Source organism: Liquorilactobacillus nagelii DSM 13675 (genome assembly GCF_019444005.1).
In the GTDB taxonomy this organism is placed as follows: domain Bacteria; phylum Bacillota; class Bacilli; order Lactobacillales; family Lactobacillaceae; genus Liquorilactobacillus; species Liquorilactobacillus nagelii.
Genome location: NZ_CP049304.1, coordinates 480220 through 495782 on the forward strand (window position 1 = coordinate 480220; position 15563 = coordinate 495782).

A 15563-nucleotide genomic window follows, 5' to 3' on the forward strand; every position below is an offset into this window, starting at 1 on the left:
TTTTGAAAGCAGTTGAATTGTTGCACACAAAGTTGACAGACAAAAATTTAAAACCTGTTTATCTAATTATGGGTAATGAGAGTTATTTGAGAACTAAAGTAATTGAACACTTAGTTGAAGTTATACCAGCAGAACAGCGCTCAATGAATTTAGGCCGTTTTGATTTGGAGAGTGATTTATTAGCAGCGGCGATTAATGATGTACGATCAGTGCCTTTTTTTGGTGAACGTCGATTGACAATTTTGTCGCATCCGAACTTTTTAATGACAATCAAGGCTAAAAAAGCCTTAGAACAAGATGTCGCTACTTTAGAGAAATATTTAAAGGCACCTGAGCCAACATCAACTTTAGTGATTGATCTATCAGGTCAAAAATTAGATTCTCGGAAAAAAATCAGTAAATTAATTAAGCAAAAGGCAACAATTATTGATTGCGGAATACTTTCTGAAGATCAGGTACAAAAGTTGGTAGTGGAAAAAGCAAAGAAGGATGGCTTTACTTTTTCACCAATGGCTCTAAAAATATTAATCAAGAAGACGGAAGCAAATTATTCGGTCATTATGAATGAACTGCCAAAACTAGAACTTGCGGCAATGCAAACTAAAAAAATTGATCAATTAATGGTCATGCAACTTGTGCCACAGACGCTAGAACAAAATGTTTTTGAATTAAGCAATTTAGTTTTAGCTCAAAAAAATGAACAAGCATTTAATTTATACCATGATCTTCTTTTACAGCATGAAGAACCACTGAAACTGAATGCAATCTTAATTGGGCAAGTACGATTATTATTGCAAACTATGATTTTAACGAAACATGGGTATGCACAAGGAGATATTGCCAGTGTTTTAAAGGTTCATCCTTATCGAGTAAAATTGGCAGTGCAACAAATACCGAAGTTTTCAAAGGATCAATTAAGGCAAATGTATTTGGATTTAGTTGAGCTAGAGGAGCAATTAAAAACTAGTCAAAGGGATCCAGAAAAATTATTTCAATTATTATTATTAGGTTACCTTAATCACGTAACTCAAAAAGTTTAAAAAAAAGCTGCGGAAAGTATTCCGCAACTTTTTTGATCATTAATTATTTTGCTAAACGTTTAGTAAGACGAGCTTTATCACGGGCAGCTTTATTAGGTTTGATCAGACCTTTAGATTTTGCTTTATCGACTGCTGAAACGGCTGAGCGATAAAGTTCTTCAACGTTATCTGCGTTTGCAGTTTTAGCATTTTCAAAATTTTTAATAGCTGTTCTCATAGCACTTAATTGTGATGAGTTTTTAGCATTAGCCTTTTCATTAGTAACGACGCGCTTGATGGCTGATTTGATAATAGGCAAAGATTTCACCTCCATTGTTCATGAATCCAGTAGATTTCATATAAATTTCAACATATGCTATTATACAAGAGCTATAAAAACATTGCAATAAAAATGTTAGCTTCTGTCAAGGAAATTTGCTTGACTTAGCTTTTTTGAGATTTTTTGTTATATATAACTTGAATTATACCCGAAATCTAGTTATGATATTGAAGTACGTTTATTTCCTTTATCTCAGTATAGAAGATTCACCGACGCTTTACCGGGATTAAGGAGGACAATATTGAAAGGTGGAAATTTTTTATGGCAGTTTCAAAAGAAAAAAAAGCAGAAATTATGCAAAAGTTTGCTCTTCATGATGGAGATACCGGTTCTGCTGAAGTGCAAATTGCAGTTTTAACAGCTGATATTAATGAACTGAATGATCATATTCGTTCTCACAAGAAAGATTATGCTTCACAACGTGGATTAATGAAAAAGATTGGTCATCGTCGTAATTTATTAGCATATTTACGTAAAAACGATGTGCAACGTTATCGTGAATTAATTAAGAGCTTAGGCTTGCGTCGTTAAAATTTTTTGCCCAGTATGCCGCTTGGTATGCTGGGCTTTTTTATTTTAATTATTATTAATCGAAGAAATGGTTGTGTTATAATATGGACTTAACAGGGTATAAAATAATTTATTTTCATAGTAAAAATATAATGCAATTGTGTTGATCAAAAATAGATGATAATTAAAGTTCTGTTACACGGAGGAAAAATAATGGATTTTAAAAATGCAGAAATAATTACAGCTATGGTCACTCCATTTGACGATCAAGGGAAACTCGACCTTAAACGGCTGGAAGTATTGGTTAATCATTTACTAGCAACTGGAACGCAAGGAATTCTAGTTGGTGGTACCACGGGAGAAGCACCTACCTTAACTGAATCAGAAAAGCTTACTTTAATCAGTGAAACGGTTAGGCTGGTGGCTGGTAAAGTTCCTATAATCGCAGGAACTGGATCAAACAATACGCAATCAACGATCGATTTTACCAATCGAGTGGCGGAAATCAAAGGGGTGTCCGCAGCATTAGTTGTAGTTCCATATTATAATAAACCTGATCAACGGGGAATGCTGGCTCATTTTAAAACGGTAGCTGCTGCAAGTAAATTGCCATTATTCATTTATAACATTCCTAGTCGAACGGGTGTAACGATGGAAGTTGCGACAATTGCAGAATTAGCGAAAGAAAAAAATATTATTGGTTTAAAAGATTGTACGGGAAATGTTAATTTAAGTCACATTGTTGCCCAAGTACCAGCGGATTTTCTAGTTTACACTGGTGAGGATGCTGACGCTTTAGCAGCTAAGACAATTGGTGCAAAAGGGGTCATTTCAGTTGCGAGCCATCTTTTTGGTCAAAGCATGGTTAAAATGTATCAAGCAGTTGAACAGGGTGATTACCGTGTTGCGGCGGAAGCGATGCAACAACTAACTCCATTAATGGAAACAATGTTTTCTGCGCCGTCACCTAGCCCGACTAAAGCAGCTTTAAATCATATCGGCATTTCAGTTGGTGGTTGTCGGTTACCGATTTTAAATTACCCAGCAGATGAATTAAACACACTGTACAATAAACTAAAAATATAATTACTAAAAGGAGGAAAATATGGCCAAAATTAAGCTCATTCCAATTGGTGGTGTACGTGAAAGTGCAAAAAACATGTACGCTGTTGAAGTGAATGATGATATTTATATATTAGACTGTGGCTTAAAGTATCCTGAAAATGAGCCGCTAGGAATTGATACAGTTATTCCAGATTTTTCATATTTACGTGAAAATGCTAGCCGAATCGTGGGAGTGTTCTTAACACACGGGCATGCCGACGCAATTGGGGCACTACCGTATTTTTTGGATGAATTTAAAGTCCCAGTTTTTGGAACGGAATTAACAATTGCATTAGCTAAAATTGGGGTTAAAGCTGATAAAAAATTACGGAGCTTTGATGATTTTCACGTAGTTGATGAGCGAACTGAAATCGATTTTGGCGATACTACTATTTCGTTTTTCCGGACAACTCATTCAATCCCAGAATCCTTGGGAATTGTAGTGAAAACGGAAAATGGCAGTATTGTTTACACAGGAGATTTTCGCTTTGACCAAACTGCAGCACCTAATTATCAAACTGATTTTAGTCGTTTAGCTGAAATTGGGAAAGATGGTGTTTTAGCTTTATTAAGTGATTCAACAAATGCAGAAAATCCGAAAGAAACAGTAGATGAAAAGACAATTTTTGAACTAGTTAGTGATAATTTTGAATATCGTAAAGGAAGAATTATCGTTGCATGTGTAGCTTCAAACATATTACGAGTTCAACAAATATTAAATGCAGCTGCTAAAAATAATCGCAAAGTAGCTTTAACTGGACATGATGCTGAAGAAATTCTTCATACAGCATTAAAACTTAATAAATTACAACTGCCGGATGACAATTTATTAGTGCCAATAAAGGATATTGATAAATATGAAGATGAGCAGCTAGTTATTTTAGAAACTGGTCGTTCAGGAGAACCATTAAAGTCTTTGCAAAAAATGGCTGTTCATCGCCATCAAGTTGTTTCTCTTCATGAAGGTGACTTGGTTTTTATTACTACTACTCCGTCACATGCAATGGAAACCATGGTTGCACGGACCCGAGATATGATTTATCGTGCAGGAGCAGATGTTAAAGCGATTTTTGATGAGTTAAACTCTTCTGGTCATGCAAGTTATAATGATCTCCAGCTAATGATAAATTTACTGAAACCGCGTTATGTAATTCCAATTCAAGGGGAATATCGTTTAATGGCTGCTAATGCAGCCTGTGCTCAAGCGGTAGGAATTCCTAAGGAAAATATTTTTCTGACCAGAAAGGGAGATGTTCTCGAGTATGATCACAATAAATTATTGTTGGCAGGCGGAATTGAAATTGGTGATACACTGATTGATGGTAGCGGTGTTGGCGATATTGGGAATATTGTTTTGCGTGATCGACGTTCTTTAGCGGAAGACGGTGTCTTTATTGCAGTTGTGACAATTGATCGGTGTAAGAAGAAAATTATTGATGAACCAAAAATTACTTCAAAAGGTTTCATTTATTTGAAAACCAGTCAAAATTTAATTGCAGAAAGTGAAGCAATTGTTACCAAAGTTGTGCAAAACAACTTGGATAATAAGGAATTCGATTGGGGTCATTTAAAACAAGATGTTCGTGATCATTTGAATCATTATTTATATGAACAGACAAAACGTCATCCAGTTATTTTACCGATCATTATGGAAACAAATCAGCATCATCGACGAGTTTCAAAAAAATTACTAAAAACAACCCCTAAAAACAAGAAGGCAACTGACAGTGAGTAGGGGCATGAACCGCTCCTGAGTTGGAACAGTTAATTTCTAAACAACAGCTAGCTGTTGTTTAGAAATTTTTGATTGATGAAATTTAATTGGGAAACTTTGGTGGATAATAGTACGTTATTTTTGCTCGAATTGTAGTGATTTCAATTTATTATTAAGGGGACAACTATTTGCCTAATAAACAATCTCAATTTGAACAAGCTGAAAAATTTTTAATGCAAAAAAAATATTTTCAAGCGAGTGAGTTGTTGACTAAATGTTATAGTCAACATCAAAATTTTAGAACTAATTATTTGCTATTTAAGGCATTAACTAAGAGTCAACAAGACCATGCAGCTGTTGATTTAGCACAGGATTATTTAAACAGCTATATTGCTGACAACGATTTATTTTTGGAATTATTGAAAGCGATGGGGCAAGACCACCAGTATATTGCAATGCGGATTCTTTATCAGCAATTAGAGCCTTGCATGAAAGATACGGAGCAAACTTTTTTTGATGAAACTATTTTGCAGTTTGAGCAGCAAGCTGATCCACTGTGGATCCGAAAAATAGTTTTTGAGTCTGCGGGGATGGAGTTGGCACCGCCAAGTGAACAACGGCGATTGCTAAAAAAATCTATAGCTTGCCTGTAAAGCTTTTAGTAAATATTGCACCTAATATTTTGGCGTCAACTACGATCCATCCATTAATCAAAGTTGATTTATTGGATACTTTGCGCAAGTTAAAAATTAATGAATCCTTTGATTTTGTTTTTATTAATGGGGAACACTATCAAGTTTCCCCAGCTAAACTGCCAAATGAACAGAGCTCTGAGGTTAAGAAGCGGTTATTTGCTTTGTTGCCGGATCATACTGACCAAGCCTTACTGGTAGCCCAGCAAGCAGAAATATCATTGAAATTGTTGTTGCTGTATCCCTTTGCAACAACAATTATTAAAGTGAATCATGGTTGGTTGGATGCGTTAGTTAAGGGAGAAACAGCTGCATTGTCTATTTCTGAAAAAGAAATTGCGGTTAAGTTAACTGAATTATTGGATCAATGGGCCTAATTAAAGCAAATTTGAGTAAAAAAAGTAATTTTCAAAATCTTACTATTTACAAATTAGTTTTGGGTCTATATAATAGCTTAAGGATTCTTCTGTTAGGGATACATTAAGGTTGGTATTCTTTAGTAGAAGTAGTATAATTAAATTTAAAGGATTATCGGCAATTGTTTGTGTTGCGGATTTTTCTTGCAAAATTACAGGAGGTTCGTATTAATGGCAAAAGAACATTACGAAAGAACAAAACCCCATGTAAACATTGGTACTATTGGCCACGTTGACCATGGGAAAACTACTTTGACAGCTGCAATCACAAAGGTTTTAGCTGCTAAGGGATTGGCAAAAGAAGAGGACTACGCATCAATCGATGCTGCTCCAGAAGAACGTGAACGTGGGATTACTATTAACACAGCTCACGTAGAATACGAGACTGAAAAACGTCATTATGCTCATATTGATGCCCCAGGACATGCTGATTACGTTAAAAACATGATTACTGGTGCAGCTCAGATGGATGGTGCTATCTTAGTTGTTGCTGCAACTGATGGCCCAATGCCTCAGACACGTGAACATATCTTGTTGGCTCGTCAGGTTGGTGTTGACTATCTTGTTGTTTTCTTAAACAAATGCGATTTAGTTGATGATGACGAATTGCTTGATTTGGTTGAGATGGAAGTTCGTGAATTATTAAGCGAATACGATTATCCTGGTGATGATATTCCAGTTATCCGCGGTTCTGCATTGAAAGCTCTTGAAGGCGATGCAGATGCTGTTAAACAAATTGAGAAATTAATGGATACAGTTGACGAATATATCCCAACCCCAGATCGTCCAACCGACAAACCATTCTTAATGCCAGTTGAAGATGTCTTCACAATCACTGGTCGTGGAACTGTTGCTTCAGGTCGTATCGATCGTGGAACAGTTAAAGTCGGTGATGAAGTTGAAATCGTCGGTTTGAAAGATGATGTTCTGAAAACAACTGTTACTGGTTTGGAAATGTTCCGTAAGACACTTGATCTAGGCGAGGCCGGCGATAACGTTGGTGCTTTGCTTCGTGGTGTTAACCGTGATCAAGTAGAACGTGGACAGGTTTTGGCTGCTCCAGGTTCAATCAACACTCATAAGAAATTCAAGGGTGAAGTTTATATCTTGACCAAAGAAGAAGGCGGACGTCATACACCATTCTTCTCAAATTATCGTCCTCAGTTCTATTTCCATACAACTGATGTTACCGGTGTAATTGAATTGCCAGAAGGCGTTGAAATGGTTATGCCTGGTGATAACGTTACCTTTACAGTTGAATTGATTGCACCAGTTGCAATTGAAAAAGGTTTGAAATTCACTGTTCGTGAAGGTGGACGTACAGTTGGTGCTGGTGTCGTAACTGACATTTTAGATTAATTAAAAAGCTCGGGTTCTCCCGAGTTTTTTAATGCCTGTAATTTTGAATTTTAAATTTAAAATAATTTAGAGCGCTACTTGATTAATACTGAGTAGCGCTCTTTTAATTTTAATTACCCGGAGTTTTTTTGTCATAATCATTTACAATTTGATTAATCTACGTTAAACTAATTTAGTATGCAATTAGTTCATAAATTGTACAAATTTTTTGTGCGGAGGGAAAATAATGTCTGCAAAGTGGGAAAAACAAAGCGAAAACACAGGCAAACTTACTTTTGAGATTGCACCTGATAAAGTTAAAGAAGGCTTGGATGAAGCTTTTACCAAAGTTAAAAAGAATTTAAATGTTCCAGGATTTCGGAAAGGAAGAGTACCACGTCAGATTTTTAATCGGATGTATGGCGAAGAAGCTCTTTATCAAGATGCTGTAAATATTTTGTTACCAGATGCTTATAGCACAGCAATTGCTGAAACAAAAATTAAACCAGTTGATCAGCCAAAAGTTGATGTTGAAAGTTTAGAAAAAGATAAGCCTTGGGTTTTAACAGCAATGGTAACGGTTGAACCTGAAGTTGAAGTTGGAGAATACAAAAACTTAGAGGTTGCTGTTCAATCAACTGAAGTTACAGATCAAGAAGTAACTGATGAATTGGAAAAGAAGCGTGAGCAACAAGCTGAATTGGTGCTTAAAGAAGATGAGCCAGCAGCCAAGGGCGATACAGTTATCATCGATTTTGATGGTAAGTTAGATGGTAAATCTTTCGAAGGTGGCAAGTCAGACAATTACTCATTGGAATTAGGTTCGAATTCATTTATTCCTGGCTTTGAAGATCAATTAGTTGGTCACAAAGCAGATGAGGATGTTAAAGTTAAAGTAACCTTCCCAGAAGATTATCAAGCAGAAGACTTGAAGGGCAAAGATGCTGTATTTGACGTTAAGATTCATGAAGTCAAAGCAAAGCAATTGCCGGATCTGGATGATGACTTTGCTAAGGATGTTGATGAAGAAGTTGAAACCTTAGCTGAATTAAAGGCAAAAATCAAAGAAAAATTACAAGATGATAAAGATCAGGCTGCTAAGGATGCAGTTCAAGATGAAGCAATTAGTAAAGCAGTTGAAAATGCTAAAATCGGTTCGATTCCACAGTCAATGTTGGATGAAGATATTGATCGCCAGACACAAGAGTATTTATCAGGAATGCAACAACAGGGGATTAATCCAGAAACATATTATAAGTTGACTGGTAGTTCTGAAGCTGATTTGCGCAAACAATTTGAAAAAGGTTCAGAAAAGCGAGTTAAAACTAGCTTAGTACTTGAAGCAATTGTGGCAAAAGAAAATGTTGAAGTTTCTGATGAAGAAATTAAACAAGAAATTGATAACTTAGCTAAACAATACAATATGGAAGCTAAGGCAATTAAAAAAGCTCTTAGTGATGAAATGTTGAAGCATGACATTGCAATTCGCAAAGTTGTTGATGAAATTACTGATAGTGCTAAACAAGTTGCAAAAAAAGAAGATTCAGCTAAGTAGTTTTTAAAATTGAATCAAGTCATTAGTCAATTTAATCACGTCGGTCAGTGACTGGCGTGATTATTTTTGAAATTATTGAAAATTTGGTTTCTTAATTGAACAATATGTTTATTTACAATCATATATTTAAACCAACTATTCGCCTTTATGCTTACTGTCTGGTAGAATAAGATAGATTGTAATAATGAATATAGGGGGATAACAATGTTTGAAGATAGTGATAAAAATGGTCCGGTAGCTTGTTCTTTTTGTGGCAAGTCACAAGATCAAGTTAAAAAGATTGTTGCTGGTCCCGGCGTATACATTTGCAATGAATGTATTGATTTGTGCAAAGAAATTATTGATGAGGAATTTAAAGAAGAACTCTCGGAAGATTTAGTTAACGTACCAAAACCACATGAGATTGTCGAAATTTTAAATCAATATGTAATTGGTCAGGAAGAAGCAAAAAAGACTCTAGCAGTAGCAGTTTATAATCATTATAAAAGAATTAATGCTGAAATTGATGAAGATGGTGATGAAACTGAGTTGCAAAAAAGCAATATCTGTTTGGTTGGGCCTACAGGATCCGGAAAAACTTTTCTTGCTCAAAGTCTAGCTCGCATTTTAAAAGTTCCGTTTGCTATCGCTGACGCAACGACTTTAACCGAGGCCGGATATGTTGGTGAAGACGTAGAAAACATTTTGTTGAAGTTACTTCAAAATGCAGATTACGATGTTGAAAGAGCTGAGCATGGCATTATCTATATTGATGAAATTGATAAGATTGCTAAAAAAAGTGAAAATGTATCAATTACTCGTGATGTTTCAGGCGAAGGTGTTCAACAAGCGCTTTTAAAGATATTGGAAGGAACGACGGCTAATGTTCCACCGCAGGGTGGGCGTAAACACCCACAACAAGAATTTATTCAAATCAATACAACGAACATTTTGTTTATTGTAGGTGGTGCTTTTGATGGAATCGAAAACATTGTTAAGCATCGTTTAGGTGATAAAACAATCGGTTTTGGTGTAAATGCTCAAAAGAAAATAGATGCACGCAAAAGTCTAATGCAACAAATTATTCCAGAGGATTTGTTGAAGTTCGGTTTGATTCCTGAATTTATTGGTCGTTTACCAATTTTAACTGCTTTGGAACAATTGACAGAAGAAGACTTAGTGAGAATTTTAACTGAACCTAAAAACGCTTTAGTTAAGCAGTATGCTAAATTATTGCAAATGGACGGCATTAAACTAAGCTTTGAACCAACTGCTTTAAAAGAAGTCGCCCGTTTAGCGATTGAACGCCATACAGGAGCGCGTGGCTTACGATCGATTATTGAAAATACGATGCGTGATATTATGTTTGAAGCCCCAAGTCGTGATGACATTACAGAAATAGTTGTGGATCAATCGAGTGTTGATGGTAAAAAATTACCAAAAGTTATCAAGGGGGACCAACAAGCTTCGTAACATAAGTATGCTACCCAAATATATTTTTAATTAGTGCAGCTTTAAATCTATAGTTGCTTTTGCTAGTATGAATAGTGAAATAAATGATTATTGAGGAGGCTTCATTGAAACATGGACAAACCACAAATTGGTGTTATCGGAATGGCAGTTATGGGGAAAAACTTAGCATTGAATATTGAAAGTCGCGGATATTCGGTCGCGATTTTTAATCGGACAGCAGCTAAAACAAAACAAGTCGTAACTGATCATCCAGAGAGAAAACTGGTTCCAAGTTACAATTTAGAAGATTTTGTGGCATCATTAGAACAGCCGCGGAGAATTATTATGATGATTAAAGCGGGTGCGCCAACTGATGGAATGATCAAACAATTGCTACCTTTGTTGAGTCAAGGTGATGTATTGATTGATGGTGGCAATACTTTCTTCGGTGATACAATGCGCCGTAGCACTAAACTAGATGAATCCGGCATTAATTTTATTGGAATGGGTGTTTCTGGCGGAGAAAAAGGAGCTCTTGAAGGGCCTTCATTAATGCCTGGTGGACAAAAAGAAGCTTATGATTTAGTGGCACCAATCTTAGAAAAAATTGCAGCCAAAGCTGATGATGGCACTCCTTGTGTAACATACATTGGCCCCAATGGTGCTGGTCATTATGTTAAAATGGTTCACAATGGGATTGAGTATGGTGACATGGAATTGATTGCTGAAAGTTATGATTTATTACGTCATCTTTTAGGCTTATCAGTTGATGAAATTGCAAAAATTTTCAAAGATTGGAATCAAGGAGAATTAGATAGTTATCTAATGTCAATTACGGCAGAAATTTTGACAAGAAAAGATGATTTAGGGTCAGATCAACCAATTGTGGATGTTATTTTAGATCGGGCTGGCAATAAAGGAACAGGCAAATGGAGTTCCCAAAGTGCACTTGAGCTTGGTGTTTCGCAATCACTGATTACTGAATCAGTTTATGCCCGCTATATTTCTGCAATGAAGCAGGAGCGGGTTGTTGCTAGCAAGGTACTTAATGGCCCGAAAGCAACCAAGACATTTAGTGCAGCGGAAAAACAACAGTTGATTGAAAAAATTCGTCAGGCACTTTATTTCAGTAAAATTATGAGTTATGCTCAAGGATTTGCTCAATTAAAGGTTGCTTCTGAACACTTTGATTGGAAATTAGCATACGCTGATTTAGCAAAAATTTGGCGTGGTGGCTGTATTATTAGGGCACAGTTTTTACAGAAGATTACTGATGCTTTTCAAACTCAACCAGATTTAAACAACTTGATGCTTGATCCATATTTTAAGAAAATTACTGATAACTATCAAGCTGCAGTTAGAGAAGTTGCGGCGTTAGCAATTCAACATGGTGTTGCAGTTCCAGGCTTTACAGCTGCAATTACTTATTTTGATCAATATCGAACTGCTGTTTTGCCAGCAAATATTATTCAAGCACAGCGGGATTATTTCGGGGCTCACACCTATGAAAGAAATGATCGTGAAGGAATCTTTCATTTTGAGTGGTACCATGAAGAGTAAATTGTAATAAATTAATTTGAATATTTCTTAGAAGAGACACGACGGGATCGGGTCTTTTCTTTTTGCATAATTGCTAATCCTAAAAATTGAAAAACTAACTTATTTTAAGACCTTAATCTATCTTAAGTTAGAAAATCTTGATAGAAAATTAATGAAAAATCAGGACGAAATGCATTTTTTGTGTTAAATTAGAATTTGGATAGCTGACCGAAATTAATAATTAATTAAACAGGAGTGTAAAAGATGAGTCGAATACTAATAATTGAAGATGAGAAAAATCTAGCTCGTTTTGTTGAGTTAGAACTACAGCATGAAGGCTATGAAACTGCTGTTCACTATAATGGTCGAACCGGCTTGGAAGCCGCTTTGGAAAATGATTGGGATGCAATTTTACTTGACTTGATGTTGCCAGTTTTAAATGGACTTGAGGTCTGCCGTCGAATTCGGCAAGTGAAAAGTACACCGATTATTATGATGACTGCTCGGGATTCGGTAATTGATCGAGTTTCTGGCTTGGATCATGGTGCAGATGATTATATTGTTAAACCATTTGCTATTGAAGAATTACTTGCACGGTTGCGTGCTTTATTGCGGCGAATTGACATTGAGAGTGAACAGAATGCCTCAAAGCAAACTAAAGTTACTTTTCGAGATTTAATCATTGAAAAAGAAAACCGTGTGGTTCGTCGTGATGACGAAGTAATTGAATTAACAAAACGCGAGTACGAATTGTTATTAGCTTTAATGGAAAATATTAATGTGGTTCTTTCACGCGAGGTTTTACTAAAAAAAGTATGGGGTTATGAATCAGAAATTGAAACCAATGTAGTCGATGTTTATATTCGATATCTACGGAATAAAATTGATCGTCCAGGGGAAGAAAGTTACATTCAAACGGTTAGAGGTACAGGGTACGTGATGCGTTCGTGAAAAAAAATCAAAAATTAATGCAAATAATTAAGCAGCGGCAGGAGCCTTCCCGCCGCTTTTCCTTAAAAATGAAGTGGGCTATTGGGACGGCAAGTGGAGTGCTAGTAATTTTTGGAATTTTTTCTATCTTGCTTTTTCAAAGTTTTTCCAATTTACTGTTACGCCAGGAACAGCAGTATGCGCAGGATGCTTTGACAGTTACAAGTAATAAATTGGGTAATCTGGATAAGTTGAATAAAAAAACTGTGCAGCCATTATTAAGTTCGAGTGTTGATTCAGTTGCGCAGCAACGAAATCCAACAGGCAGCTTATATAGCGATGATGTTTTTGTAACTCTTTCACGCAAGAACATTGGAGTTAGTGTCTATAATACTGCCAAAAGAAAAATTTTTGCCTCGCGAGCCGTCCCTGTTAAATTTTCAAATAAGAGTGTTATTGACACCAGCTTTATTTCGAAACAGTCGGTAGATGTTTATGTTAAACGAAAACCAATTTTTTCTAAAAAAAATCATCATTTGTTGGGATATATTCAAGTAACCAATCGACTAGTTGATTACGACGCGACACGAAGTAAATTACTATTAATTTTTATTATTTTTGGAATGACAGCAGCTTTAGCAAGTGCTTTGTTAAGTTATTTTTTGGCCAGTTGGTTGTTACAGCCAATTAATTCAATCAATAAAACTATTCAACAAATTAATAGTGATCAAGAGCAAGACGATCCAATTGCCAATGTTCGGGTACCTGAAGCGAGTCATAACGATGAACTAACGGAATTGAGTCAGCTGTTTAATGATATGTTAGATCGAATGGAACGCTACATTGAACAACAACAACAATTTGTTGAGGATGTTTCACATGAGTTGCGGACGCCAGTCGCAATTATTCAGGGACATTTGGAGTTACTGAATCGCTGGGGAAAAGATGATCCGGCTGTTTTGGCTGAATCGATTGCCGCTTCTTTACAAGAAATCAATCGAATGAAGAGTTTGGTTCAAGAAATGTTGGATCTTTCTAGAGCTGAGCAGGTTGAAATTAATTTTGGTAATCAAATTTCTGATGCGCGTGAAATAACATTGCAGGTGTTTAATAATTTTAAAATGATTCATCCGGAATTTGTTTTTGTTCTCGATAATGATTTAAAACAAAAAACACCAATTAGGGTTTATCGTAACCACTTAGAACAAGTACTAATTATTTTAATGGATAATGCGGTTAAGTACTCTAAGGATCGCTTGGAAATCCATTTATCAGTTTCTAAAAACGATCGTTATGCAGAAATTGCAGTTCAAGACTTTGGGGAAGGAATTGCTCAAAAAGACATCGATCGAGTTTTTAATCGCTTTTATCGTGTTGATAAAGCACGGAGTCGTGACAAAGGTGGCAATGGATTAGGATTATCAATTGCTAAGCGATTAATTGAAGGTTACCATGGACAATTAACACTGGAAAGTGTAGTTGGTCAGGGGTCAATTTTTAGAATTTTTATTCCTTTAGTTCCAGCTGAAAGCACGGTTCCAATAGATAAGACTAGTAATAAATAACTTTAATTGGTAAGTTAAAATAATAAAAAGACTATCATTGAGTTTCAGATAGTCTTTTTATTGTTTTATACTTATTTTCGCTGCTGTTTACCAGCATTGCGTTTGCGGTTAGTGTTATTCATTTTTCTTTCACTGGTGATTTCTGCTTTGACATGCTTAACTGTCTCAGCAGCTTTATCATGTAGTATTTTTTCTTCTTCGTGAATAATTTTCTTGGGTGGATTTTTTTTCAACTCAGCTTGAATTTCTGCACGAATCTTTGGTCGCATAAAGTTTATTAAAACTACTTGAATACAAGCAAAGATTCCGCCGATAAAGAAATATAGTCCTAAGCCAGCTGGAGCAACAATTGTCATAAACCCTAGCATAATCGGGCTCATAAACATCATTGATTGCATTTGTTTCTTTTGTTCTTTTGGAATTCCTAGGGTTGATAGATAACCTTGTAGTAAGTAGATTAAAAAGGTTAAACCAGCCAAAATATAACTCTTTTGCCCTAAGTTAATCCCCATAAAATAGGAACTTGAAAGTTCTGGTGAATATTGAATTGCAGCATATAACGCTGCAAAAATTGGCATTTGGATTAAAATTGGTAAACAACCGATTCCACCAGTTAAAGATACACCATTTTCGCGATAAAGTTTCATCATATCTTGACTAACGGCAGCTTGTTCTTCTTTTGATTTCGCTGCTTTTTGTCTTTTTTGAATTTCACGCATCTGTGGTTGTAAAGAAGACATTTTTTCTTGTTGAATAGTGGCTTTTTTTGATTGTTGAAGCATTACCGGCATTAATACCAATCGGACAATAAATGTTAAAACAATAATTGCCCACCCTAGACTATTACCTAGATGGCTAGAAAGCCAAAGCATAATATGTTGAGTTGGAACTGCTAGATTATCATAGATAAATCCATATGGTTTGCCGCTTTTAGTTCTTTGGACACAGCCGCTTAGAAGGATGGCTACGGACAAAAAAACCGGCAGTACAGTCAAACGTTTAATTTTCTTCATGATTCAATTCCTTTCAAATGAACTACGTAGTTTACTATACTTTATCTAGCGCCCATTTTCAATTTAGTTCAACATTAAATGACAAATTATCATATTTTATTAGTAGGTAACTTTAAAGCCATGATACTCTTTGACAGGTAATTCTTTTACGGTGATCCGTTCAACTCGACCGCTGGGGGTAGGGGAATCTTTAATTTTGGCGATGAACTTCTTAACTTGCGTGATGGTTCCTTGTGCTTCAATATACACAGAACCATCATTTTGATTGCGAACAATGCCTGCTATTTCCAATTGATCGGCAACTATTTTAGTACAATAACGAAAACCCACCCCTTGGACTAACCCATAAACACAAATTTTAACATTAATCATCAGCTAACCTCCTAGAAAAATTATA

General features: G+C 35.7%; 15 protein-coding genes. 12 read left to right on the forward strand and 3 right to left on the reverse strand.

From position 1 onward, the window contains the following. The first annotated feature begins 2 nt into the window (after window positions 1–2). Complete coding sequence (gene holA / locus G6O73_RS02550) at window positions 3–1040, forward strand: DNA polymerase III subunit delta (RefSeq protein ID WP_083478492.1); 1038 nt, start codon at window positions 3–5, stop codon at window positions 1038–1040. Window positions 1041–1083: 43 nt separating this feature from the next. On the opposite strand, the gene rpsT is transcribed toward holA, so the two are convergent. After that, the gene (gene rpsT / locus G6O73_RS02555) at window positions 1084–1338 is read right to left on the reverse strand and encodes a 30S ribosomal protein S20 (RefSeq protein ID WP_057885758.1); all 255 of its coding nucleotides are present in this window, start codon (window positions 1336–1338) and stop codon (window positions 1084–1086) included. Window positions 1339–1620: 282 nt separating this feature from the next. Between rpsT and rpsO the strand changes: the two genes are divergently transcribed. From rpsO to G6O73_RS02610, 11 genes are all read left to right on the forward strand, one after another. Continuing rightward, window positions 1621–1890, forward strand: coding sequence for a 30S ribosomal protein S15 (gene rpsO / locus G6O73_RS02560; RefSeq protein ID WP_057885759.1), 270 nt, complete (start codon window positions 1621–1623; stop codon window positions 1888–1890). Between the two features lie 192 nt (window positions 1891–2082). Further along, window positions 2083–2955, forward strand: coding sequence for a 4-hydroxy-tetrahydrodipicolinate synthase (gene dapA, locus G6O73_RS02565; RefSeq protein ID WP_057885760.1), 873 nt, complete (start codon window positions 2083–2085; stop codon window positions 2953–2955). 19 nt (window positions 2956–2974) lie between these two features. Continuing rightward, complete coding sequence (locus tag G6O73_RS02570; protein WP_057885761.1) at window positions 2975–4708, forward strand: ribonuclease J; 1734 nt, start codon at window positions 2975–2977, stop codon at window positions 4706–4708. 167 nt (window positions 4709–4875) lie between these two features. Next, window positions 4876–5340: a hypothetical protein gene (locus G6O73_RS02575; RefSeq protein ID WP_219935193.1), complete on the forward strand. Its 465-nt coding sequence runs from the start codon at window positions 4876–4878 to the stop codon at window positions 5338–5340. Next, window positions 5331–5756, forward strand: coding sequence for a hypothetical protein (locus tag G6O73_RS02580; protein WP_219935194.1), 426 nt, complete (start codon window positions 5331–5333; stop codon window positions 5754–5756). The genes G6O73_RS02575 and G6O73_RS02580 overlap by 10 nt, the downstream gene beginning before the upstream one ends. A gap of 210 nt (window positions 5757–5966) precedes the next feature. Further along, window positions 5967–7154: an elongation factor Tu gene (tuf, locus tag G6O73_RS02585; protein ID WP_057885763.1), complete on the forward strand. Its 1188-nt coding sequence runs from the start codon at window positions 5967–5969 to the stop codon at window positions 7152–7154. 226 nt (window positions 7155–7380) lie between these two features. Next, window positions 7381–8688: a trigger factor gene (tig, locus tag G6O73_RS02590; protein WP_057885764.1), complete on the forward strand. Its 1308-nt coding sequence runs from the start codon at window positions 7381–7383 to the stop codon at window positions 8686–8688. Window positions 8689–8892: 204 nt separating this feature from the next. Continuing rightward, window positions 8893–10140, forward strand: a complete 1248-nt coding sequence (clpX, locus tag G6O73_RS02595; protein ID WP_057885765.1) for an ATP-dependent Clp protease ATP-binding subunit ClpX — start codon at window positions 8893–8895, stop codon at window positions 10138–10140. A gap of 111 nt (window positions 10141–10251) precedes the next feature. Continuing rightward, on the forward strand, window positions 10252–11679 hold the full coding sequence (gndA, locus tag G6O73_RS02600) for an NADP-dependent phosphogluconate dehydrogenase (protein ID WP_057885766.1): 1428 nt from the start codon (window positions 10252–10254) through the stop codon (window positions 11677–11679). Between the two features lie 243 nt (window positions 11680–11922). After that, window positions 11923–12609: a response regulator transcription factor gene (locus G6O73_RS02605; RefSeq protein ID WP_057885767.1), complete on the forward strand. Its 687-nt coding sequence runs from the start codon at window positions 11923–11925 to the stop codon at window positions 12607–12609. A gap of 17 nt (window positions 12610–12626) precedes the next feature. Further along, window positions 12627–14153: a HAMP domain-containing sensor histidine kinase gene (locus G6O73_RS02610; RefSeq protein WP_057886212.1), complete on the forward strand. Its 1527-nt coding sequence runs from the start codon at window positions 12627–12629 to the stop codon at window positions 14151–14153. A 71-nt stretch (window positions 14154–14224) separates the two neighbouring features. On the opposite strand, the gene yidC is transcribed toward G6O73_RS02610, so the two are convergent. Both yidC and G6O73_RS02620 read right to left on the reverse strand, forming a co-directional pair. Further along, the gene (yidC, locus tag G6O73_RS02615) at window positions 14225–15166 is read right to left on the reverse strand and encodes a membrane protein insertase YidC (protein ID WP_057885768.1); all 942 of its coding nucleotides are present in this window, start codon (window positions 15164–15166) and stop codon (window positions 14225–14227) included. Between the two features lie 99 nt (window positions 15167–15265). Next, a complete protein-coding gene (locus G6O73_RS02620; protein WP_057885769.1) occupies window positions 15266–15538 on the reverse strand; it encodes an acylphosphatase in 273 nt (90 codons plus the stop codon). Window positions 15539–15563: the final 25 nt, after the last annotated feature.